Raw genomic sequence first — 22673 nt, 5'->3', positions numbered from 1 at the left:
GGCGCGTAGCGCGGCGAGGTCGGGTGCTTCGTCGTCGCTGAGGGGGTCGAGGTCGGTGGTGTCGGCGGCGCGGAGCTGGGCGGCGGTGCGGCGCAAGGCGGCTGCCTGGTTGGTGAGGTCTTCGATGAGTTGTTCGGCCATCATCAGGTCGTGGTGATGCCCTGCGGTGTCGGCGGCGGCGGCGAATTGGTGGCAACGCCAGGACATGCGGGGCCATGGCCTGCTGGTGGGCGCTGGTGCCGGCGTTGATCGCCTCGCGTAGCTGCGCCATGTCGGTGCCGAGTTCGGCGAGTTGGGCGGTGAGTTCGTAACGCAGCGCGATGCATTCGGCGAGGTCGGTCGGCGCGGCGAAGCGATCGGGTGCAGCGACGGCGTCGGCGGCGAGCTCGTCGAAGTCCAGGTCCTCGTAGCGGTCGAGGTCGTCCGGGTCGAGGTCGTCGACGGCGGTCTCCGGCGGCGGGTCGGTGGCGGTGAGCGCGGCGAGGTAGTCCTCGTCAACGCGGACGTTCTCGTCGAGGTCGTTGCCGGGTTGGCCGGTGAGGGTGTCGGCCCAGGGGTCGGCCAGTCCGGCGGCTTCGGCGGCTGCTTCGGCGGCGGCTTCGTCTTCGGGGGTGCGCGGTGCCGGCGGTAGTGGGGTGGTGTCGGTGGCGTGGCTGCTGTGGGTGACGAGCAGTTCGACTCGCCAGGTGAGTAGGCGGGCGTATTCGTCGAGGCGGACGGTGTGGTCGTCGTCGGTGGCGCTGTGGAGGAGGGTTTCGGCGAGGTCGAGTAGCTCGTGGGGGTTCTGGGTGGGGTCGGCGGCGCTGACCGCGGCCACGAGTGCGGGCCAGGCGCGGTCGGTGAGGATCGCTTCGGCGGCCTGGTCCCCGACGATCCCGACGAGAGCGTCTGCCCAGTCGGGGCGCAGGCCGGTGTTGGTGGCTTCGGCCGCGGCGGGAGCCAGCTCACCGGACAGGCGCCACCACAGTGCGGCGGCGGGCATTTCGGTGGGCAGCGGGTTGTCGGCGAGGGCGTCGCGGGCCAGGGCGTGCACGTCGAGGCCGGCGCGGGCGGCCAGCGACAGGTGGTCGGCGAGTTCGGGCCAGTACGGGTCGGCGAGGAGGTGGGGGTCGAGGTCGCGGGCGAGGTCGGCGTAGCGGGCGGCCTCGGCGGTGGTGGTGACCAGGGCGTCGGCGCGCTCGGTCAGCGCGGCGTGGCGCCGTGCCAGGGCGATGGAATCTGGTCGCGGTCCGGCGGGACGCCGGTCGGTGTCGTCGACGCCGCGGGCGGCGCGGAATACGGCGAGTTCGGCGACGAGGTCGCTGCCGCGTTCGGCGTCAGCGAGGAGCAGTGGCCGCGCCCACACGGGGGCGGTGGTGGCGTCCCAGGCGTGGGCGCGTTCGGTGACGGCGGCGGTGAGGTCGGTGACGAGGCCGCCGCGGCGGGTGAGGTAGGGCGCCCACTGGGGGTCGTCGAACCCGGCGGGTATGCGGGGCAGCCAGGGCAGGGTCCGCCGCCTGCGGAGTGGTGTTGGGTGGGGTCCAGGCGCCAGTCGAGCACGGCGGCCGGGTCCTCGACGTCGAGGGTGCTGACAGCGAACGACGTAGGCCAGAACCCTCCGTCGTCGAGGTTCGCGTTCTGGGTGAGGCCGATGGTGGAGTAGCGCTCCTTGTCGTCGTGGCCGCTGCGGAAGAAGCACACGACCTTGCCCTTCAGCGCGTAGGCGGGCTGCCCGTACCAGAGTTGGGTGCGAGGTCGGGCGCGGTTGCGGGGCGTGGGGGAGTCGGGCTTCTCGATTCCGAGCCGATGACGCGCCCGCGATCAGCTCCGCAGATGCCGGAAGGCCGATACAGCGAGAGGGAGGAAGATCGCGGTGATCAATACCGGCCAGGCGACGGCGAGAAGCGCTGCGTGGTCGGCGAACACACTGTCGCCGCCGCCCACGACGGGGGCGCCGAGAAGCTCACGCACTGTGGACGCGGTCGCGGACAACGGGTTCGCGTCCGCGATCGCGGCAAGCCACCTGGGCATGGTCGACGTGTCGATGAAAACGGTGGAGAAGAACAGGATCGGCCACACCAGGATGTTGAACGGCACCAACGCTTCGGGGCTTGTCGCCTTGAGGCCGATGTAGATGCCGGTCCAGAGCATGGCGATCCGGAGTAGGAGTAGCAGGCCGAGCACGGCGAACGCCTCGGGCGCGGTGGTGTCGGGTCGCCATCCGAACGTCAGTCCGCCGGCCACCACCACCACGAGCGTGATCAGCGAGTCGAAAAGGTCGGCGAGACAGCGGCCGCCGACCACGGCGACGCCGCTGATGGGCAGCGAGCGGAACCGGTCGGTGATCCCCCGCAGCGAGTCCTGGCTGACAGCTGCCATGGTGGTCTCGAGCCCGAGGAAGGCTGTCATGGCAAGCACGCCGGGCATGACGAAATCGATGTAGCTGCCGCCGACGTCGCCGCCGAGCGCCCCACCGAGAAGGCCCAGGAACAATGCCATCAGGAGGATCGGCCACACCCAGCCGAAGATCCTGGCGCCGAGGAGATGACGCCAGTGCTGGAGGTCTCGACGCGTGATCGTCCAGGTGTCGGCGAACGCGCGTATGACGGGCGAGGTCGGCCCGTCGGGCAAGGTGGTCGTCGGTGCGGTGTCGGCAGCGGGCGTCGTACGGATCGTCATCGGAGAGCCTCCTCGGGTTCGGGCGAGTTCTGAGATGGGGCGCAGTCGGGGGTGTCGCCGCTCTTGGGCGTGTCACCGAGCGCCGAGTGCCCGGTGACCTGCAAGAAGACTTCGTCCAGCGTCGGGGTGCGCAGAGCCAGGTCGCGGATCTCGAGTTCGGCGTCGTGCAGGGCGGCTGACGCCCCGATCACCGAGGCGGTGCGGTCGGCCAGTGGCACGCGGATGCGATTGCCGTCGATGGTGATGTCGCCTGCGGACCATTCGGCGAGTACGCGTCGGAGCCGATCGGCGTCGGAGTCGCGAACCGTGGTGATCTCGAGCCAGTCGTCGCCGACGCGGGCCTTCAGCTCGGTGGGACTACCCTCTGCCACGACCCGACCACGGCCGAGCATCGAGATGCGGTCGGCGAGTTGATCGGCCTCCTCCAAGTACTGCGTGGTCAGCAGAACGGTCGTGCCGCCGCGCACCAGCTCCCGGATCGCAGTCCACACCTCCTGCCGGACACCGGGATCCAAGCCGGTGGTGGGCTCGTCGACGAACAGGACCTCGGGTGCGGTGACCAGGCCCGCCGCGAGGTCGACGCGACGCCTCATCCCGCCCGAGTACGTCTTCACCTGGCGGTCGGCCGCTTCTCCGAGCCCGAACCTCTCGAGCAGCTCCGCGGCACGCCGGGCTGCCGTCGCCGGGCGGTACCGGTTGAGCCGAGCGAACATCACCAGGTTCTGACGGCCCGTCAAGGCCTCGTCGACCGCGGCGTGCTGGCCCACGAGGCCGATCCGGGTGCGTACGCGGGCAGGGTCGCGAAGTGCGTCGACGCCGGCGATCTCGACCCGTCCGGCGTCAGGTGTGAGCAGAGTGGTCATGATCCGCACCGCGGTCGTCTTGCCCGCTCCGTTCGGGCCGAGCAGGCCGTGCACGCTGCCGCGCGTCACCGCGAGGTCGAGTCCGTCCAGGACCGGCTTCGCCGACTTCCCGCCATAACTCTTGCGCACGCCCTCGAGCGCGATCGCCGTCCCGATGTTCCCCATTGCAGGCCTCCTCTGTGACCGATCTGCCTTACGCTGTTATATACACTGTACGTTAGCACCGTACGGTACGGTGTGGCCACCTGCACGCGGCGTTTCTTCGGCCGCTGCGCGGCTATCGAGGAGGCACGTGGACACCGGAAAATCTGCGCCCGAGGTGGTGCGCAGTCTCTACCTGCTGTGGGGGAAGCACCCACCGGCGGGCCGTTCCGGGATCACGGTCTCGCGGATCGTGCAGGCGGGTGTCGAACTCGCCGACGCGGACGGACTCGCCGCCACCTCGATGCGGAAGGTCGCCGACCGGCTCGGCGTCAGCACGATGGCCCTGTACAACCATGTGCCCGGCAAGGACGACCTCACCGCGCTGATGGTCGACGCCGTGTACGCCGGGCTCTACGACGACGCCGACTCGGCGAAGGCGGCCGGAGACTGGCGGGCGGGCGTACGGTATGTCGCGCAGCGCAATTGGGACCTATTGGTGCGTCATCCGTGGCTCCTGGACATCAATGACGCGCGCAGTCTGCTCGGACCGAATGCCGGAGACAAATACGAAGCCGAGCTGCGGGTGCTCGACGGGGTCGGTCTGTCCGACCTGCACATGGAGGCCGGGCTCACCACTCTGCTGAACGTCGTCGAGGGCGCCGCTCGTGCGCATCGCAGCGATCACGAGACGAGGAGGTCGTCGGGCATGGCGGACTCCGAATGGTGGGCGATCGTCGCGCCGGCCCTCGACCATCTGATGAAGGACGACGACTACCCGGTGTCCGGGCGCGTCGGCACGACGGTCGGGGCGACGTTCGACTCGGCCCGCAGTCCGCAGCATTCGTTCGAGACCGGCGTGGCCATGGTCATCGCCGGGATCGATGCGCTGATCCATGCGGACACCGCTTCGTAGCACGAACAATCCTTCGCGGCACCGTGTTTCACACCCGGCCGCGCAGGATGGCGTTCCAGTAGAGGCGGGGCAGGACGTAGCGGTCGAAGGCCCATGCGCTTCGACGAGGTTTCAGCGGGTCGATGATCGACGGCAACGACGACGTGACGGTTCCGTCGCGATCGAACTCGGCGGCGATCAGATGGTGGCTGTCGGTCGCGATGGGAGCGACGGTGTACCCGTCGTAGGTGGTATGTTCTTCGCCGGCCCGCGCGGCCGCGAGGTTGTCGGCGAGCACAGCCACCTGTCGTCGCAGTCCGCCGCCTGACGGGTCGGTGGCGATCGCGGCACCGTCGCCGGCGCCCCAGATCGACGGGTGGGTGCGGTGGCGCAGCGTGTGGGGGTCGATGTCGACGAGTCCCCGATTCCGTTTGCCGGCCAGACCCGAGTCGGTCACCAGGTCGGATCCCCGGAACGGGGGGACTAGATGCAGCATGTCGTAGTGCACCTCATGCGTGTCCGTGTCGGTCACGACCGTGACCCGCCGGTCGACCGGATGCAACCGGACCGCACTGTTGAGAAGAGTGCGGACCCCGAGCTCGTCCAGACATGTCGTCAGCCGCGCGTCCAAGCCGTCGACACCGAGGAGATGAGGTCGGTCGACGACGAGAGTGATGTCGAGCGAGTCGAGGATGCCGGCACGCCGCCAGTACGAGGCAGCCAGGAACAACGGCTTGAGCGTCGTACCGGTGCAGCTGACGGGCGGGCGCGGGACGGTGAACACCGCCCGTCCGCCCCGCGGCATCGCGGTCACGAGATCCCACGTCTGTTCCGCCCGGTCCAGATAGTTGCTGGCCACCGCGGCATCGGCGATGGCGAGATCGATCCCCGGCATCGCGTCGTGATCGGGTACGAGTCCGACGGCCAGGACCAGGTCTCGATAACCGACGTCGGCTCCGGAGGCGCAGCGGATCGTGCGCTTGTCCGCGTCGACGACAACGGCCGTGTCGCGCAACCAGCTCACCCCGTCGGGCGTCACCGATCGCTGGGTGCGCTCGGTATCCCGAAGCCGCGCCTGACCTCCGCCGACATACGAGAGCAGCGGCCGGTAGGTGTGCACAGCCTGCGGCTCGATCACCGCGACGTCGGTGAAGCCCAGCCGCTGCAGCCGTGCCGCCGCGCTGAGGCCGGCATTGCCGCCGCCGACGATGACGACGTCGAAGTGTCGGGTCTCGCGAGTTGAGGTCATGAGGGCGAGTACCCGGCGAGGTCCTCTCGAAAACTGCGCGCCGGTCTGCCGGCTCCGGGCGGCCGATGACGTGGTGGGACCATGGACCGATGACCGCCACGCTCGTCGCCAAGGATGTCGCCGGGGGATACGCCCACCGCGTCCTGTTCGATCACCTCGATCTCACGGTGGCACCCGGTGACGTGATCGGCGTGGTCGGCGCCAACGGTGCCGGGAAGACCACACTCCTGCGAGTGCTCGCCGGTGACCTCGCGCCGCTGGAGGGCACGGTGACGCGGGCGCCGTCCGATGCCTTCGTCGGATGGTTGCCGCAGGAGCACGAACGGGTGCCGGGTGAGGTCGTGCGGGGATACGTCGCGCGCCGAACGGGGTGTGCGGCCGCCACCGAAGCGATGGATGCCGCGGCGGACGCGCTTGCCGACCCGCATGCGACCGTCTCGGGAGAGGACCCCGCCGAGGTGTACGCGGCCGCGCTCGACCACTGGCTCGCGACGGGCGCCGCCGACCTCGACGAGCGGCTGCCTGCCGCCCTCGCTGATCTCGGACTCGGCGACGGCGTCATCGACCCGGACGCAACCCTGATGACGGATCTGTCCGGCGGTCAGGCCGCGCGGGTCGGACTCGCTGCGTTGCTGTGCTCGCGGTTCGACATCGTGCTGCTCGACGAGCCGACCAACGACCTCGACCTCGACGGCCTGGCGCGGCTCGAAGAGGTCGTGGCCGGTATGCGAGGCGGCGTCGTCCTGGTCAGTCACGACCGAGAATTCCTCGCGCGCAGCGTCACCCGTATTCTCGAACTCGACCTGGCCCAGCACTCCAACACGGTGTACGGCGGTGGCTACGAGAGCTACCTCGACGAGCGGGCCGTGGCGCGCCGTCACAAGCGTGAGGAGTACGAGGAATTCGCGGCGAAGAAGGCCGATCTCGTGTCCCGGGCGCGGACGCAACGTGAGTGGTCGAGTCAGGGTGTCCGCAATGCCATGCGCAAGGCGCCGGACAACGACAAGATCCGACGCCGCGCCGCGACCGAATCCAGTGAGAAACAGGCGCAGAAGGTTCGGCAGATGGAGAGTCGGATCGCTCGGTTGGACGAGGTCGCCGAACCGCGCAAGGAATGGGTGCTCGAGTTCACCATCGGCTCCGCCCCACGCTCCAGCTCGGTGGTCGCCACGCTCAACGAAGCGGTTGTGCGCCAAGGAGATTTCGTACTCGGACCGGTGTCGTTGCAGGTCAATGCGGGCGAACGAATCGGCATCACCGGTCACAACGGTGCCGGCAAGACGACGCTGCTTCGACTGCTCCTCGGTCGCGTCGACCCCGACGCGGGGAGTGCGCAGCGCGGCGCGAATGTCGCGATCGGTGAGATCGACCAGGCGCGTGGACAGTTCACCGGTCGGCGGCCGCTCGCCGAACGCTTCGAAGCCCTCGTTCCCGAACTCTCCACCGCCGACGTGCGAACGCTGCTCGCCAAGTTCGGGCTCCGAGCCGATCATGTCGACCGTCCGGTGGGGGAGCTGTCGCCCGGCGAGCGGACCCGTGCCGGCCTCGCACTGCTGCAGGCGCGCGGCACCAATGTCCTGGTGCTCGACGAGCCGACCAACCACCTCGACCTGCCGGCCATCGAACAGCTCGAGTCCGCCCTCGACTCCTACGACGGCGCAGTGCTTCTCGTGACCCACGATCGCCGCATGCTGCAGAACGTGCGCGTCGACCGGCAGTGGGACGTCAACGGCGGGCGGGTCACCGAGCGCTGAGGTCAGCCCGCGAGCCGGGAGTCGATCCCGCGCACGTCTGCCGGCAAGTCCTCCTCGGCTGGTCCGAGCCCGAGGTGTTCGCGCAAGGTCGTGCCCGCGTACTCCTTTCGGAACAGACCGCGGCGCTGCAACTCGGGGACCACGTAGTCGACGAAGTCGTTGAAGGTGCCTGGTGTCTGGGCGCTGGACACGATGAATCCGTCGGCCTCACCTCCGGTGAAGGACTCCTCGATCTGGTCGGCGACGTCGGCAGCCGTTCCGACGAACTGAGGCAACAGGACTCCCTGCGCATAGAGTTTGCCGATGTCGCGCAGGGTGAGACTGTCCCGCTCGGAGAGTCGTCGGGCGACGTCGAACAGTCCTTGGGTGCCGCTCACCTGCACGTCTTCGACGGGGGCGTCGAGATCGTAGGCGGAGAAATCGTGATCGGTGTGGACCGACAGGGTGATGAGGCCCGAGATCGGGTCGGCGAGTTCGTTGTGGAACGCCTGTTTCTCCCGGGCGATCGACTCGGTCTCGCCGATGAACGGGATGAAGGACGGAAAGATCTTGACGTGATCGGGATTTCGACCGAAGTTCACCGCCCGCGACTTCACGTCGTCGTAGTACGCGCGGCGCCCCTCCGGGGTCGGGTCGATCTCGAAGATCGCCTCCGCCCACCGCGCGGCGAAGTCCTTGCCGGTGTTCGACGACCCCGCCTGGATGAGTACCGGCCGATGCTGCGGTGATCGCGGCTGATTGAGCGGACCCCGCGTGCGGTAGTGCGTGCCGTCGTGGTCGACGGTGTGGATCTTCGCCGGGTCCGCCCAGACTCCCGATTCCTTGTCCGCGGTCACGGCGTCGGCATCCCAGCTCGACCACAGTTTGATCGCCGTGCTGACGAACTCCTCGGCGCGCACATACCGCTCGTCGTGTTCGACGTGGTCGTCGAAGCCGAAGTTCTGGGCCTCGGCCTGTGACAGCGACGTCACGATGTTCCAGGCGATGCGTCCGCGGCTGAGGTGATCGAGCGACCCGAAGACACGCGCCAGTTCGTAGGGGTGGAAGTAGGTGGTGGACTTCGTCACCGCGATCCCGAGTCGGGTGGTCACCGCGGCGATACTCGCCGCGACCAGGCTCGGATCGATCGTCGCCGCGGCCTGCGTGCCCCGTCGGAAGGGTTCGGACTGATCGCCGCCGAACCGGACCGGCGCGGCGAGAAGGTCGGCGAAGAACGCGAAGTCGAATTTTCCGCGTTCGAGGATGCGGCCGACCCGGTGATAGTGGTCGGGCCCGAAGTAGTCCGTCACCGAACCGGGATGACGCCACGCGGCGTGCGAGTGGGTGACAGGGGAGGCGATCAAGAATCCACCGAGGTGCAGCTGACGGGTCACGGGTGTCCTTCGAGGTCTGGTGGGTCGGAAGTGGCGAAGCGAACCGGTGGCCGGTACGCCACGGTGCGGGGGAGACGGTCGGGATCAGTCAAGGCCCAGGGGACGTCGGCGGCCAGGGTTGAGCCCGTCGTGATCGCAACAGACCCTTGACATACAACCAATTGGTTGTATGTTTGAGGTGTGGCCGAGAACGCAGGCGAACCGACAGACGAGGACCGGGCCGACGCCCTGTTCCATGCACTGTCGGATCGCACCCGTCGCGACATCCTGCGGCGTGTGCTCGCCGGCGAACACTCGGTCTCGGTGCTCGCCGCGAAATACGACATGAGCTTCGCGGCGGTACAGAAGCACGTCGCCGTCCTCGAGAAGGCCGGCCTGCTCACCAAGCGTCGTCACGGACGCGAGCAGCTGGCCAGTGGTGACGTAGCGGCAGTGCGTTCGGTGGCATCGATGCTCACCGAACTCGAACAGGTGTGGCGCGGCCGTATCGCCCGCATCGACGATCTGCTCACGCTCGAATCACCCGCACCCACGAAACCATCGGAGGAATGAACAATGCCCGTCATCGATGTGACACCCGACCTCGACGCCCGCACCATCACCATCAACGCCGAATTCGCGGCGCCGATCGACCGGGTGTGGCAGGTCTACGCCGATCCGCGTCAGCTCGAGAAGATCTGGGGTCCGCCCACGTACCCGGCGACCGTCGTCGACCACGACCTGCGCCCGGGTGGTCGGGTCACGTACTACATGACCAGTCCCGAGGGCGAGAAGTTCGGTGGCTACTGGAAAGTCGAGTCCGTCGACGAGCCCACCGGCTTCACCTTCCTCGACGGGTTCGCCGACGGCGATCTCAACCCGATCACCGACATGCCCGAATCTCGCAATTCCTATGCGTTCGCCGAGAAGGACGGGACGACCGTAGCTACCTATATCAGCACCTACGACTCGGCCGAGTCCTTGCAGAAGGTCCTCGACATGGGAGTCGTCGAGGGTGCATCGTCGGCCATCAACCAGATCGACGACTTCCTCAAGGCCTGAGGGGTCACAGGTTCGAGTCGAGCGTCGGAAACCCCTCGGGCAGTTCGGCGGCCGCTCCGCCGGTGCCGGACCCCGAGGGCTCGACACCGAGCCCGTGCGTATAGGCGGCCATCGAGATCGACCCGGCGGCATGGCCGGCCACGAGCAGATCCAGTGGTGTGTCCCCGGCGAGTCCGGCGATGTACAACAGTGGCAGATAGTGGTCGGGGGTCGGCACGGATTTGTCGAAGTCAGGATGTCCATCCAGGCTCAGCACCCTCGACGGATTGTCCTGCAACACTTCTCGGGCCGCATCGTCGAACCTGTGGGCCCAGTCGAATCCGCTGTCGGACTTCCCGAAGTCGACCGCCCGCAGGTTGTGCACGATGTTGCCGCTGCCGATGATCAGCACGCCCTGCTCGCGGAGCGGGGCGAGTCGGCGGCCCAGTTCGTAATGGTGCTCATAGTCCTTGAAGGCGTTGAGCGACAACTGTAATACGGGTACGGACGCGTCGGGGAAGGTGTGCACGAGGACCGACCACGTTCCGTGGTCGATGCCCCAGCTGTCGACGTCGTGGCCGCACCACGTGGGTTTGACGACATCGGACACCATGTCGGCGACCTCGGGGTCACCCGGTGCCGGATAGTCCACATCGAAGAGGTCCTGCGGAAATCCGTAGAAGTCGTGGATGGTGCGCGGCCGTGGCATCGCGGTCACCGCGGTGGCGTTGGTGTACCAGTGTGCCGAGATGACCAGGATCGCACGGGGTTTCGGTACCGATGCCCCCAGCGCGGCCCAGGCCTCGGTGTACCTGTTGCGCTCGAGGGCGTTCATCGGGTTGCCGTGTCCGATGAACGCGGCCGGCATCAGCCCCGACGCCGTGTCCGCCGCGTGTCCTGCTGTCATCGTCGCCCTCCTCCGTCCGACTCGCGGACGGGATCGACGCTACTCCGGAATCAGCGAAGTCGCCGACAGGCGTTCTGTACTCGTGGAACAATCCAGGGATGCATAAGCGCTGGTCGATGCTGGTTGTCGCGGTCCTCGTGATCGCGCTCGCGGCGTGCGGAACCGGCGGCGGAACCGAGTCCGCGTCCTCGTCGGTCGCTTCGTCGGTCGCCTCGTCGAATCCGCAGCAGGCGGCCCAGATCGAGCGCATCGTCCAAGGGCTGATGGAGTCCAAACATCTGAAGGCGGCGATCGTCCGCGTCACCGACGACGGTCAAGAGGTGATCACCAAGGCGTTCGGCGAGTCGCAGACCGGTGTTCCCGCAACCCCGGACATGCACTTCCGCAACGGTTCGGTCGCCATCGCCTACGTGGCGGCGGTGCTCTTGCAACTCGTCGACGAGAAGACCGTCGCTCTCGACGACATCATCGCGAAGTGGGTTCCCCAGATCCCCAACAGCGACAAGGTCACCCTTCGGCAACTGGCGACGATGACGTCGGGGTACCAGGACTTCGTACTCGGGAACGATGCGTTCGAGACCGAGGAACTGACGAACCCGTTCAAGGCGTGGACCACTGAGGAGATGCTGTCCTACGCCGTGGACAAGCCGTTGCTCTACGAGCCGGGCACGAACTGGAACTACGCGCACACCAACTATGTGATTCTCGGTCTCGCCCTGGAGAAGATCACCGGTGAATCGGTCGCTGATCTCCTCCGGCAGCGGATCTCCGAGCCGCTCGACCTCGACAACACGGTGTCTGATCTGACCGCGGTGATCCCCGAACCGGCCCTGCACGCCTACTCCTCCGAACGCCGCGGGATTCTGAACCTCCCACCGACGACGCCCTTCTACGAGGAGACAACCGGCTGGAACCCGTCGTGGAGCATCACCCACGGCGCCATCCAGACGTCCAACATCTACGACGTCGAGGCGACGGCACGGAAACTGTTCGCGGGGGAGACGTTGTCATCGGAGTCCTACGACACGATGGTCTCCACCGGTACGCGTGGCGTGGCGCGCCCGCTGGCCGGCTGCGCGACGTGCATGGCGATGAGCGATCGATACACCTACGGCATGGGTGTGGTCCTCACCGGCGATTGGATCGTGCAGAATCCGCTGTTCAACGGGTACTCGGCGGTCGCGGGCTATCTGCCGTCGGAGAAGGTCTCCATCGCGGTGTCGGTGACCTACGATCCCGAGGCGTTCGGTCCCGACGGCTCGTACGACAACGGCGGAAACCCGATCTTCGCCCAGATCGGCGCACTGATGGCACCTGACGCGGCCCCACCGATCCCGCGGAATTGATCGGTCGCAGTCCCCGCCTCCTCGTGCAGTGAGCGTCGTCGCGACGCGGTGCAATAGGGTGGCAGGCATGGTCGACCGCCTCCCCGACGACGATCTTCGGGTCGGAAACCCGGAACGCGAACGTGCCGTCACCCTGCTCAACGATGCCTTCTCGTCCGGGTACCTGGAGATCGCGGAGTTCGAGGAGCGATCCGGGCTGGTGTACGCCGCCAAGACCCGGGCCGACCTGCGGGCCGTCCTGGAACACCTCCCGAACGCCGGCCGCTTGTTCAACGAGCCGACTCCATCCGTCGCCACGATGCCGGCCGTCGCCGTGCCGCAGGCCGCGCCACTGCACCTCGAGGCCGAATGGGACACGGTCCGCCGCAAGGGCACCTGGCAGGTCCCGCCGTCGACCCTGGTCACCGGCAGCATGGGCACCGTCGACCTGGACTTCACGCACGCGACCTTTCCCGGCCCGTCGACGACGCTGCAACTCCAGGTGTCCGTCACCACGGTGAAGCTTCGGATCGGCCCCGATCACGAGATCCGCTACGGCGACCTGCAACTCTCCGGATGGTCGAAGGTGAAGGACAAGGCCGGTGCACCGACGCGTCCGGGCGGACCGGTGATCGAGCTGACCGGATCGGCGTCGGGGATGACCGGGATCGTGATCAAACGGGGCTGACCGCTCGTCGGTACGCGAACAGTGGGCCCGTGGCCTACTTGTGCTCAGGCTGAACTCAATGGTGTCGCGACTGTTTCCCGATTCGTAACGTTGCCGCACGTGGCCGACCGAACACTCAGTATCAGCGCGCCCGGCGACCCGCAGACAGTGGAGCCGGGGTCGACCGACCCCTCGTCGACCGCTGCGAAGTCGGGTAGGTCGTCCCGGTTGCACACGATCCTGCGCGCATTGTCGCCCGTCGCCGTCCTCGTGCTGTGGCAGGTGGGCAGCGCGCTGGGCTTCATCCCGCAGGACAAGCTGCCCGCACCGTCGTTGATCGCCGAGGCCGGGTGGGAGGTCCTGAGCAACGGTCAGCTCGTCGATGCCATCGCGGCGTCGGCGCAACGAGTCGCGATCGGATTGACGATCGGCGTCGCGGTCGGCATCGGACTCGGCCTGCTGGTGGGACTGAGCAAGTTCGCCGACTCGGCCATCGACCCCAACATGCAAGCGATACGCGCCCTGCCGCTGTTCGGGCTGATCCCGCTGTTCATCCTGTGGTTCGGTATCGGTGAGATGCCCAAGGTCCTGCTCGTGTCCCTCGGTGCGCTGTTCCCGCTCTACCTCAACACCTCGGCCGCGATTCGCCAGATCGACGGTCGGCTCGTGGAAACTGCTCGCGTCCTGGGTTTCTCGCGTCTGACCACGATCAGGGATCTCATCATCCCCGGCGCGATGCCGCAGATACTGGTCGGCCTACGGCAGGCCCTGGCCATCGCGTGGCTGAGCCTGATCGTGGCCGAGCAGATCGCGGCGACGTCCGGTCTGGGGTACCTGATCAACAACGCGCGCGACTTCTTGCGCACCGACATCATCTTCTTCGGCCTGATCGTCTACGCCGCATTGGGATTGATCACCGACGCCATCGTGCGTGCGCTCGAGCGTTACACGACGAGATATCAGAACAGGTGACGCTCCCATCCCGAACACCCCGAGTAGAGGAGGCCCGACCATGACCGCCATCGCCACCCGAGATCTCGAGGTCCCGCTCGCCGAGAAGCGTGCCGGCACTGCCACGTACGCCGCGGAGGTCGAGCACGCGAGCCTGAGTTACGGCGACAATCCCGTGCTGCGCGACGTCACGCTGCGAGTCGGTGCACACGAGATCGTCGCGCTCATCGGACGCAGCGGCAGCGGCAAGTCGACCCTCCTTCGTTTGCTGGCCGGTCTGGCGTCCACCGAGTCGGGCAGCGTCCGTACCGCGGGCCACCCGGCGGTGTCCTTCCAGGAACCACGACTGTTCCCGTGGCGCACCGTGTTGCAGAACGTCGCCTTCGGCCTCGTGCGCGAGAAGGTCGGTAAGTCGCAGGCCCGGGAACGGGCTCGCCACACTCTCGACGAGGTCGGCCTCAGCGACAAGACAGGCGCCTGGCCCGCGCAGCTCTCGGGTGGTCAGGCACAACGGGTCTCGCTCGCGCGTGCACTCGTCGCGCGTCCGCAGCTCCTGCTGCTCGACGAGCCGTTCGGCGCGCTCGACGCACTCACCCGGCGCACGATGCACGAGCTGCTCATCTCCCTGTGGCGTGACAACGGGTTCGGCGCGCTGCTCGTCACCCACGACGTCGACGAGGCGTTGCGGCTCGCCGACCGCGTCGTCGTCCTGGCCGGTGGCCACATCGTCGAGGACCTCGCCGTGCCACGTCCGCGCCAGACCGGTGACCTCGACGATCCCGACTCCGAGATCCCGCGCCTGCGAGCCGAATTGCTGACCGCACTCGGCGTCGCCGATTCCGCGCGCTGACCCGGTGACGCGCACCCGACCACCCGAGTTCCACTCCCTGAAACCCGAAAGCACCTCGATGACCAACGACCATCTCTCCGTGCGCGCACCCCGCCCTCGTCGGCGACGTGTGCTGGCCGCAGTCCTGGCCACCGCCGCCCTGACCCTGGGTCTCGCGGGCTGCGTGCAGCGGGAGGACAACGCCGGATCGATCGCGAACGAGACCGTCGACGTCGCCTCGCTACAAGACCTGACGCTCCGTGTCGGAGACCAGAAGGGCGGCACCGAAGCCCTGCTGCGCGCCTCCGGCGAACTCGAGAAGCTCCCGTTCACCATCGAGTTCTCCACCTTCACCTCCGGCCCGCCGCAGATCGAAGCCGCGACCGCGGGCAAGATCGACTTCGCCGTCACCGGGAACACGCCGCCGATCTTCGGCGCCGCAGCGAACGCGAAGGTCAAGATCGTCACCGGCTATGCGAACAACGCAAGCGGTGATGCGATCCTGATCCCGGGCAACTCGACCCTGGGCTCCGTCGCCGACCTCAAGGGCAAGAAGGTCGCCGTCGCCAAGGGCAGCTCGGCACACGGGCATCTGCTGCTGCAGCTGAACAAGGTGAACCTCACCCTGGGGCCCGGCAAGGACGTCGAGCCGGTGTTCCTGCAGCCCGCGGATGCGTTGTCGGCGTTCACGTCCGGCAACGTCGACGCTTGGGCGATCTGGGACCCGTACACCGCGATCGTCCAACTCGAGAACAACCCGAAGACGCTGGTCACGGCCGAGGGGGTCTCCAACGGCTTCGGCTTCGGCATCGCGGGAGACGAAGCGCTGGCCGATCCGCGTCGAAACACCGCGGTGCGCGAACTCGCGCTCGGAATTGCGCGCGCCGCGAACTGGGCCAAGGCCAACCCCGACGCGTGGGCCGAGCAATACTCGGCCGAGGTCGGCATCGACCCGCGGGCAGGCAAGATAGCGCAGGGTCGGAGCCTGCGCCCCGCCATCGCACTCGACGACAGCGTCGTGGCGTCCGAGCAGGAACTCGCCGATGCCTTCGCCGATTCCGGACAGCTGCAGGGGAAGGTCGACTTCGGGACGTTCGTGGACAACCGCTACGACGAGTCCCTGGCACCGCTGTTCGGCACACCCCAGTCCTAGACCCGGGCCTGTCGCCCCGGCCCGTCCACCACAGGAAGGGAACACGCACGCCCATGAGTCATTTCCACTGGTTTCTACCGACCGCCGGAGACAGCCGCGGAATCGTCGGCGCCTCGCACGCATCGGCGACGAAACGACATCCCCCGGGTTATCGCGCGCCGGACCTGCCGTACCTGATCGACGTTGCCCGTACCGCCGACCGGCTCGGATACGAGAGTGTGCTGACCCCGACCGGAACCTGGTGTGAGGATGCGTGGCTCACCACCGCCGCCGCGATCACGCACACCGAGCACCTCAAGTTCCTCGTGGCGTTCCGTCCCGGCCTGATCTCACCGACCCTCGCGGCGCAGCAGACCGCGACGCTGCAGCGTTTCTCGGGCGGGCGGGTCGCGGTCAACATCGTGACCGGCGGCGACGAGGTCGAGCAACGACGGTTCGGTGACTGGGTCGACCACGACCGCCGGTATGCGCGCACCGACGAGTTCGTGCAGATCGTCGAAAGTCTGTGGGCCGGTGAGACAGTCGATTTCGACGGTGAGTTCTACCGGATCGCGGGGGCGTTCCTGCCGGACCCGCCGGTCGTCAAGCCGCAGATCTTCTTCGGCGGCTCGTCGGATCCGGCGCTGACCGTTGCCGCCTCGCGGGCCGAGGTCTATCTCACGTGGGGCGAACCGCCCACGGTGGCCGGGGAGAAGATCGCCGAGGTGGCGCGCCGTGCGGCCGCGGCCGGGCGGTCACTGGAATACGGAGTGCGACTTCACGTCATCGCGCGTGAGACCTCGGAGGAGGCGTGGCGGGTCGCCGACGCCCTGTTGCAGGGGATCTCCGACGAGGAGATCGCGACGGCATTCGCCCTGCACTCAGGCTCGGACTCGACCGGCCAGCGTCGGATGGCCGAACTTCATGGCGGCCGTCGCGACGCGCTCGAGATCCATCCCGGCCTGTGGGCGGGTGTGGGTCTCATCCGTGGGGGAGCCGGGACGGCACTCGTCGGCAGCTACGACGAGGTCGCCGGGCTGATCGGTGAGTACGAGTCCGAGGGGTTCTCGCACTTCATCCTGTCGGGCTACCCGCACATCGAAGAGGCGCACTGGTTCGCCGAAGGCGTGCTGCCGGTGATCCGGGATCGGGTCGGCGCCCTGAGCTGACCTGTTCCGGGCTGACCTGTTCTGTTCTGGCTGATCGCGCGGCTCACCGGGCGAGCCACTCCGACAGCCGGTCCGACGGCCACGTCGTGACGATCCGGTCGGGATCGATGCCGTGTGCGACGGCCCGCTGGGCGCCGAGGATCTTGAAGTCGAGTTGTCCCGGCGCGTGTGCGTCGGAGTCGATCGCGAACAGGCAGCCCGCGTCGAGGGCGATCGCGATCAACTCGTCGGGAGGGTCTACTCGTTCCGGTCGCGAGTTGATCTCCACGACGGTGCCATTGGCCGCGCACGCCGTGAACACTGCCTCGGCGTCGAACGTCGAGGGCGGGCGGTGGCCCCGGCCGCTGAGCACTCGACGCCCCGTGCAGTGACCGAGGACGTGCACGCGCGGGTCCGAGACGGCGGCGACCAAGCGGGCGGTCATGGGATCGTGCGCCATCCGCAGATTGGAATGCACCGACGCGGTCACGACGTCGAGCCGGGAGATCATCTCGTCGGTCTGGTCGAGCGCGCCGTCGTCGAGGATGTCGATCTCGATCCCACGGAAGAGTCGAAACCGACTGGTGTGACGGGAATTCCAGGCATCTATGGCCTCGATCTGCGAGGCGAGACGGTCCGCGCTGAGTCCGTTCGCGACTGTGAGGCGCGGCGAGTGATCGGTGATTGCGAGCCAGTCGTGGCCCGATGCCTCCGCGGCGGCAGCCATCTCGGCGATCGGGGCCCCGCCGTCGCTCCATTCGGTGTGGGTGTGCAGGTCACCTACCACGGCGGCGACGAGGTCGTCGGCGCCGTCGGGGGAGATGGGCGGGTCCTCGCTCTGGAGCCGCGCGAGGTAGCCCGGTAGGTCGCCGGCGGCGGCCTCGGCGATGACCCCCGCGGTGGTCTTGCCGATGCCCTTGATCGCGGTCAAGGTGCCGGCCATCGCACGCGCACGCAACTCAGACGGTTCGAGCTGGGCTGCGGCCTGTCCGGCGCGGCGGAACGCCTCGACGCGGTAGGAGCTCTCCCGCCGCCGCTCGAGCAGCCACGAAATGCGTTCGAGTGCGCCGACCGGGTCCACCGGAGCCGACAGCGGGGTCAAGGGCCTCATCGTGAACCGCTCTTCCAACGCCTACTGCCCGGCGCGATGTGCGGCCGGGCAGTAGGTCTCGTGTCGATGACGGTCAGGTCTGACCGGTCAGTGTGCGGCTTCGAAGGCCTCGATGATGCTCTGCGGGATACGACCGCGATCGCTCAGTTCGTAGCCTTCGCGGATGGCCCATTCACGGATTGCCTTGGTGGTCTCTTTGTTGCGACCTCCCCCGGTCGCGGTCGAGGCCGTTGCCGCGCGCTTGGTCACGCGGCCGGTCTGACGAGAGATGTCGAGGTACTTCGACAGCGAATCGCGGAATTGCTGCGCATGCTTCGACGAAGTGTCGAACTCGTAGTTCTTTCCGTCGAGCGACCATCGAACGGTTTCGTACTGATCCAGTACCTTGCCGTCGAGATCGTCGATGACCTGAACGATTTCCTTTTTCGCCATGAAATGCTTGTCCCCTCGAAATTGTGTCATCCGACCAAGACGGACGCGCAAGGTTGAAAACCCGCCCCACCCCGTTTTGATCTATTCCAACTGTGCACAGCTTAGACTCAAACCATGAGTACTTGCTGAGAACCCCCGCCTAGACCATAAATCATAGAAAAGCATTAGGGAAGTCGAGACACGACAGATTGTTAACGAGTCGGCTCTGTGCTGGTCCTCGACGAAGGGGTACGCGGAGTGGTTGTCCGGTTCGGAGGCGGTGTGGTCCCGGTCGTCGGGTCTGCCCCGGCCGTCCGCCGGGACGATTCGTCCGATTCCTCGGGTGACACCTTCACCAAAGATTCGGGCGCTCGATCTGCTGCATAGATCGTTTGGTAGCCGTTTGGGGTGATTGCGAATCCGGACTTGGATCGTGATTCGAGACAAAACATCCCCACGGTCTCAACGAGGCAAGAAAAGCGCGATATCGAAATAGTGCGGCCGAAGTCGACAATTGAACTGCGATAGAGAACCGGATATCGATTGGTACACGCACCGCGCTGTGGCCCGTCGGGTCCGAGGATGGCGAGATTCCCGCCCCAGTCGCAGGCTCCCTCGACTGACGAGGGGCGCCGTGCCGGCGAGTCGTCGTCGGCCTCCGCATCGATGCGGCAGGCGAGGGTCGCCGAGCCGTTGGTGCCGGTCGAGCAATTCACCGCCCGGTCCGGTGTGGAGAAATGGAAACCGGACGAGTCCTGCAGTGGTGATTCCTCGGTCACCGATCCCTGATGGAAACGCGCATTGTCGACGCGTGGTGCCATCGCGACCACTCGGCCGATTGTCCAATCGGGCAAATTCTGTGCCGAGTCCTCTCCGGTTGTCGAAGTCGTCGACGAGGACTCGGTCTCGGTGACCGTCGACAACTCGTCGGTCGGAGGAATGACGATTCGAGACGGACCCGACTCGGTCGGCAATGAGCACCCGGCGAGCGCGACCGAAACGGACAGCGTCCCGATTGCCGCAGTTGCGCAGATCACGCGCAAGAATGGGCGCTCACGGGACCGCGATGTGGATTCGGGGAGGGTTCGATGATTTCCGTACCCTTGCACTGTGCCGACCCCCAAGATCGTCTTGTTCTACGTCTTCGTACCGCTGCCCGATCCCGAGGCCATCCGGTTGTGGCAACTGGCGGTCTGCGAGTCGCTCGGGGTCCGGGGCAGGATCATCGTGTCACGCCACGGGATCAACAGCACCGTCGGCGGTGACATCGCCGCGGTCAAACGCTACGTCAGGACGACCCGCGCGTACCCCGGGTTCGCCGGAGCGGACATCAAGTGGTCCGAGGGCGCCGGCGGGGACTTCCCGAGGCTGAGCGTTCGCGTCCGTCCCGAGATCGTGACCTTCGGGGTCCCCGACGAGATCGAGGTCGACGAGAACGGGGTGGTCGGCACGGGGACGCGACTGAGCCCGGAACAGGTGCACGAGCTCGTGGACGCGCGCGGCGACGACGTGGTCTTCTTCGACGGGCGCAACGAGATCGAGGCGCAGGTCGGGCGATTTGCCGGCGCTGTCACGACGAAGGCACGCACCACCCGGGACTTCGTGCCGCTGATCGAGAGCGGGGCGTTCGACCACCTCAAGGACCGGCCGATCGTCACCTACTGCACGGGTGGGGTCCGTTGCGAGGTGCTCAGCACGGTCATGCGGCACCGCGGTTTCTCCGAGGTCTATCAACTCGACGGCGGCATCGTCCGTTATGGCGAGCGCTATGGCGACGACGGGCTCTGGCAGGGCTCGCTGTACGTCTTCGACGACCGCATGGGCGTGGAGTTCTCCGACCACGCGGACGTGATCGGCCGGTGCGTCGAATGCGGTCGCCCGACGAGCAACGTCGCCAATCATCCCGATCGAGACGGACGCGATCTGGCCGTGATCTGTCCCGCGTGCCTGGGATGAGCGACGCGCGCACCTCCGAGCGTCGTGGTCCGGTCCCCGTCGTCGTGGTGGCCGGTTACCTCGGTTCGGGGAAGACGACGTTGCTCAACCACCTGCTGCGGTCTGCCGGGATCACCGGCACTCGCCTGGGAGTCCTGGTCAATGACTTCGGCAAGGTGAACATCGATGCACTGCTGGTCTCGGCGCAGGCCGACGGCACGGTGAGCCTCGGGAACGGGTGCATGTGCTGCACCGTCGACGCCGACGGTCTTGCCGACGCGCTGACCTCGCTCGTGCGCCCCAGTGCTGGGATCGATGCCATAGTCATCGAGGCGAGCGGGATCGCCGAACCCAAATCGCTCATTCGCATGGTGACGTCGGTCGCCGATGCGCGGCTCCGTTACGGCGGGCTGGTGTACGTCGTCGACGCCGCACACGTCGATGAGGTACGCCGCACGCATCCGGAGCTGGACACGCACGTTGCCATTGCCGACCTCGTGCTCGTCAACAAGGTCGACCTGATCGCAGACGAGTCCCGGCGGTCCGTCGAAGAGCTTGTCGCACAACTGAACACAACCGCACCACGAGTTGCGACGCGCAACGCCGCGATCGATCCGGCGCTGCTGTTCGATCTCCCGCGACGCGATGTGCAGCAGGTTCGCTCCGGTCAGCTGGCCCTCGACGAGTTGCTGCTGGAGGACGCCGGTCACGCTCACCACGAACATCTGCATGCCCGGTACGAGTCGGTGTCGTTCTCCAGCGACGAGCCGATGGATCCGCGGCGCCTCGCGCGATTCCTCGAGCGCCCTCCCAGTGGCTGCTTCCGGATCAAAGGAGTTGTTCATTTCGATGTGCCGCGGCATCGTCAGCGGTTCGTCGTACACGGCGTGGGCGGATTCGTCCGCGTCCAGCGCGAGCCCTGGGGTGACCGGCGTCCGACGACCGAACTGGTCGCGATCGGGCGTGGACTCGACGAGACGGCCGTGCGCGCCGAACTCGAGGCCGCCATTGCTCGACCGGAAGACGCAGCGGACGAGAACGGCATCCTCAGGGTCTTGCGGCACCTGGCCGACTGATCCGCGACGCGCCGGACACGCCGGTTCGGAAGTCACATCTCCCTAACGAAATCCCGTTGTCCCAGGACGAGCATTTCGGATTCCCGCGTTCGTTTGTTTCACTGTTAAGTCTGTGACCAGTGTGACCAGTGGTACTCAACGGGAGGGAGTGAGGCAAGTGATCGGCGCAACCGCGCGCGTCACGGCCTCGACAGAGCAATGTTCCGAAAGACGACAACACAACGCCTGACCACGATCGTGTTCGCGATGGTGGCCGCCACGTCGACGGTGGTCGCGTCGAACCTCCTTGCACCACCCGCCGAGGCGGCCCCCGCCCGTGGGACGGCGCTGGCGGGCAAGACGGTCTTTCTCGACCCGGGCCATCAGGCCTCGGCTGACGGTCACGACCTGAGGGCGCAGGTGCCCGATGGGCGCGGTGGCAAGAAAGACTGCCAGACCAGCGGTGCGACCGGCGTCAACGGCGCCAAGGAGCACACGGTGAACTGGCAGATCGGCCAACTCGTCAAGGCGGGTCTGGAGAGCCAGGGGGCGCGCGTGGTGTTGAGCCGTCCGGACGACACCGGGTGGGGCGGATGCGTCGACGAACGCGCCGCCGCGGCCAGCCGGTCCGGGGCAGCCGTCGCGGTCAGCTTGCATGCCGACTCGACCGCGCGGGGAGCCGACGAGTCCAAGAAGGGCTTCCACATGATCGTGCCGTCGCTGCCGGTTCCGGACGCCACGGTGGATCGAGTGCAGTCCGGCGAGGGACGCAAGGCCTCGACGACGATGCGTGACGCCTTCGTCAAGGCCGGGTTCCCGTCGGCGAACTACGCCGGCGTCCGCGATGGAATCCAGACCCGCGCCGACATCGCCGCGGTGAACCTGACGAAGGTCCCAGCGCTGTTCATCGAGATGGGCAACCTCGCCAACCCGGGTGAGGCGAAAGCGCTCGCCGGGCGTGACGGCCAGGTCAAGTACGCCATGGCCATCACCGACGGCATCCTGAACTACGTCAACGGGGATGCCGCCACCGGAGCCGGCCCGGCGCCGTCGACGCCGACCGACGACGCGAGCGGACTGTCCTCGGTCATCCCGTTCGTCGAACAACTCCTCGCCACCGAGGACCCCGAAGCCGTCGCCCGGCTCCTGATGACCCAGGGTCAAGACGTGTCCGCGCAGGTGCTCAAGGCGATGCTGACCATCGTCTACGGACTCTTCGACGGGAAACTGCCGATCGGTTGAGTCCGCG

Annotated in this window: 21 protein-coding genes and 1 pseudogene; 14 read left to right on the top strand and 8 right to left on the bottom strand. The window is 67.3% G+C overall.

All coding sequences use genetic code 11. The annotated features are described in order from the left end of the window. The 3 genes and pseudogenes from ACFW3F_RS16625 to ACFW3F_RS16615 all read right to left on the bottom strand — a co-directional run. Positions 1-1345: pseudogene (locus ACFW3F_RS16625) on the bottom strand (hypothetical protein); the annotation flags it as partial. Positions 1346-1800: 455 nt separating this feature from the next. Further along, positions 1801-2658 carry an ABC transporter permease gene (locus tag ACFW3F_RS16620; protein WP_388059223.1) on the bottom strand — a complete coding sequence of 286 codons (858 nt, stop codon included), beginning with the start codon at positions 2656-2658 and terminating at the stop codon, positions 1801-1803. Beyond that, positions 2655-3686 (bottom strand): ATP-binding cassette domain-containing protein, encoded by a 1032-nt coding sequence (locus tag ACFW3F_RS16615; RefSeq protein ID WP_388059221.1) that lies wholly within the window; start codon positions 3684-3686, stop codon positions 2655-2657. The genes ACFW3F_RS16620 and ACFW3F_RS16615 overlap by 4 nt, the downstream gene beginning before the upstream one ends. A 127-nt stretch (positions 3687-3813) precedes the next feature. On the opposite strand from ACFW3F_RS16615, the gene ACFW3F_RS16610 reads away from it, so the two are divergent. Beyond that, positions 3814-4578, top strand: coding sequence for a TetR/AcrR family transcriptional regulator (locus ACFW3F_RS16610; protein ID WP_388059219.1), 765 nt, complete (start codon positions 3814-3816; stop codon positions 4576-4578). Positions 4579-4606: 28 nt separating this feature from the next. Here ACFW3F_RS16610 and ACFW3F_RS16605 read toward each other — a convergent pair whose 3' ends face one another. Beyond that, entirely contained in the window at positions 4607-5806 is a 1200-nt protein-coding gene (locus ACFW3F_RS16605) for an NAD(P)/FAD-dependent oxidoreductase (protein ID WP_388059217.1), read from the bottom strand. An 89-nt stretch (positions 5807-5895) separates the two neighbouring features. Here ACFW3F_RS16605 and ACFW3F_RS16600 point away from each other — a divergent pair, with 89 nt between their 5' ends. Further along, positions 5896-7560, top strand: a complete 1665-nt coding sequence (locus ACFW3F_RS16600; RefSeq protein ID WP_388059215.1) for an ABC-F family ATP-binding cassette domain-containing protein — start codon at positions 5896-5898, stop codon at positions 7558-7560. Positions 7561-7562: 2 nt separating this feature from the next. Here the strand turns inward: ACFW3F_RS16600 and ACFW3F_RS16595 are convergent, their stop codons facing one another. After that, positions 7563-8933, bottom strand: a complete 1371-nt coding sequence (locus ACFW3F_RS16595; protein WP_388059213.1) for an LLM class flavin-dependent oxidoreductase — start codon at positions 8931-8933, stop codon at positions 7563-7565. Between the two features lie 180 nt (positions 8934-9113). On the opposite strand from ACFW3F_RS16595, the gene ACFW3F_RS16590 reads away from it, so the two are divergent. After that, positions 9114-9485: an ArsR/SmtB family transcription factor gene (locus ACFW3F_RS16590; protein WP_388059211.1), complete on the top strand. Its 372-nt coding sequence runs from the start codon at positions 9114-9116 to the stop codon at positions 9483-9485. A gap of 3 nt (positions 9486-9488) precedes the next feature. Further along, positions 9489-9974 carry an SRPBCC domain-containing protein gene (locus tag ACFW3F_RS16585; RefSeq protein ID WP_388059209.1) on the top strand — a complete coding sequence of 162 codons (486 nt, stop codon included), beginning with the start codon at positions 9489-9491 and terminating at the stop codon, positions 9972-9974. A 4-nt stretch (positions 9975-9978) separates the two neighbouring features. On the opposite strand, the gene ygiD is transcribed toward ACFW3F_RS16585, so the two are convergent. After that, entirely contained in the window at positions 9979-10860 is an 882-nt protein-coding gene (gene ygiD, locus ACFW3F_RS16580) for a 4,5-DOPA dioxygenase extradiol (protein WP_388059207.1), read from the bottom strand. 98 nt (positions 10861-10958) lie between these two features. Here ygiD and ACFW3F_RS16575 point away from each other — a divergent pair, with 98 nt between their 5' ends. The 6 genes from ACFW3F_RS16575 (at position 10959) to ACFW3F_RS16550 (ending at position 16933) form a co-directional block, all read left to right on the top strand. Further along, positions 10959-12206 carry a serine hydrolase domain-containing protein gene (locus tag ACFW3F_RS16575; RefSeq protein ID WP_388059205.1) on the top strand — a complete coding sequence of 416 codons (1248 nt, stop codon included), beginning with the start codon at positions 10959-10961 and terminating at the stop codon, positions 12204-12206. 67 nt (positions 12207-12273) lie between these two features. After that, entirely contained in the window at positions 12274-12873 is a 600-nt protein-coding gene (locus tag ACFW3F_RS16570; protein WP_388059203.1) for a DUF1707 domain-containing protein, read from the top strand. 99 nt (positions 12874-12972) lie between these two features. Next, positions 12973-13824, top strand: a complete 852-nt coding sequence (locus tag ACFW3F_RS16565; RefSeq protein WP_388059201.1) for an ABC transporter permease — start codon at positions 12973-12975, stop codon at positions 13822-13824. A 40-nt stretch (positions 13825-13864) separates the two neighbouring features. Next, on the top strand, positions 13865-14653 hold the full coding sequence (locus tag ACFW3F_RS16560) for an ABC transporter ATP-binding protein (RefSeq protein WP_388059199.1): 789 nt from the start codon (positions 13865-13867) through the stop codon (positions 14651-14653). 58 nt (positions 14654-14711) lie between these two features. Further along, complete coding sequence (locus ACFW3F_RS16555) at positions 14712-15785, top strand: ABC transporter substrate-binding protein (protein ID WP_388059197.1); 1074 nt, start codon at positions 14712-14714, stop codon at positions 15783-15785. Positions 15786-15838: 53 nt separating this feature from the next. Then, entirely contained in the window at positions 15839-16933 is a 1095-nt protein-coding gene (locus tag ACFW3F_RS16550) for an LLM class flavin-dependent oxidoreductase (protein ID WP_388059195.1), read from the top strand. 43 nt (positions 16934-16976) lie between these two features. On the opposite strand, the gene ACFW3F_RS16545 is transcribed toward ACFW3F_RS16550, so the two are convergent. Beyond that, positions 16977-18023: a PHP domain-containing protein gene (locus tag ACFW3F_RS16545; RefSeq protein WP_388059193.1), complete on the bottom strand. Its 1047-nt coding sequence runs from the start codon at positions 18021-18023 to the stop codon at positions 16977-16979. 87 nt (positions 18024-18110) lie between these two features. Continuing rightward, complete coding sequence (locus ACFW3F_RS16540) at positions 18111-18455, bottom strand: Lsr2 family protein (RefSeq protein ID WP_388059229.1); 345 nt, start codon at positions 18453-18455, stop codon at positions 18111-18113. Positions 18456-19016: 561 nt separating this feature from the next. Between ACFW3F_RS16540 and ACFW3F_RS16535 the strand changes: the two genes are divergently transcribed. From ACFW3F_RS16535 to ACFW3F_RS16520, 4 genes are all read left to right on the top strand, one after another. Beyond that, complete coding sequence (locus ACFW3F_RS16535; protein WP_388059191.1) at positions 19017-19223, top strand: hypothetical protein; 207 nt, start codon at positions 19017-19019, stop codon at positions 19221-19223. 321 nt (positions 19224-19544) lie between these two features. Then, positions 19545-20390: a rhodanese-related sulfurtransferase gene (locus ACFW3F_RS16530; RefSeq protein WP_388059189.1), complete on the top strand. Its 846-nt coding sequence runs from the start codon at positions 19545-19547 to the stop codon at positions 20388-20390. After that, positions 20387-21445, top strand: coding sequence for a CobW family GTP-binding protein (locus ACFW3F_RS16525; protein ID WP_388059187.1), 1059 nt, complete (start codon positions 20387-20389; stop codon positions 21443-21445). The genes ACFW3F_RS16530 and ACFW3F_RS16525 overlap by 4 nt, the downstream gene beginning before the upstream one ends. Before the next feature lie 198 nt (positions 21446-21643). Continuing rightward, positions 21644-22666 carry an N-acetylmuramoyl-L-alanine amidase gene (locus ACFW3F_RS16520; protein ID WP_388059185.1) on the top strand — a complete coding sequence of 341 codons (1023 nt, stop codon included), beginning with the start codon at positions 21644-21646 and terminating at the stop codon, positions 22664-22666. Positions 22667-22673: the final 7 nt, after the last annotated feature.

Source organism: Gordonia sp. NPDC058843, assembly GCF_042743165.1.
Lineage (GTDB): Bacteria > Actinomycetota > Actinomycetes > Mycobacteriales > Mycobacteriaceae > Gordonia.
Note: the sequence above shows the minus strand (reverse complement) of the source record. Positions and strands in the feature narration are given on the sequence as shown.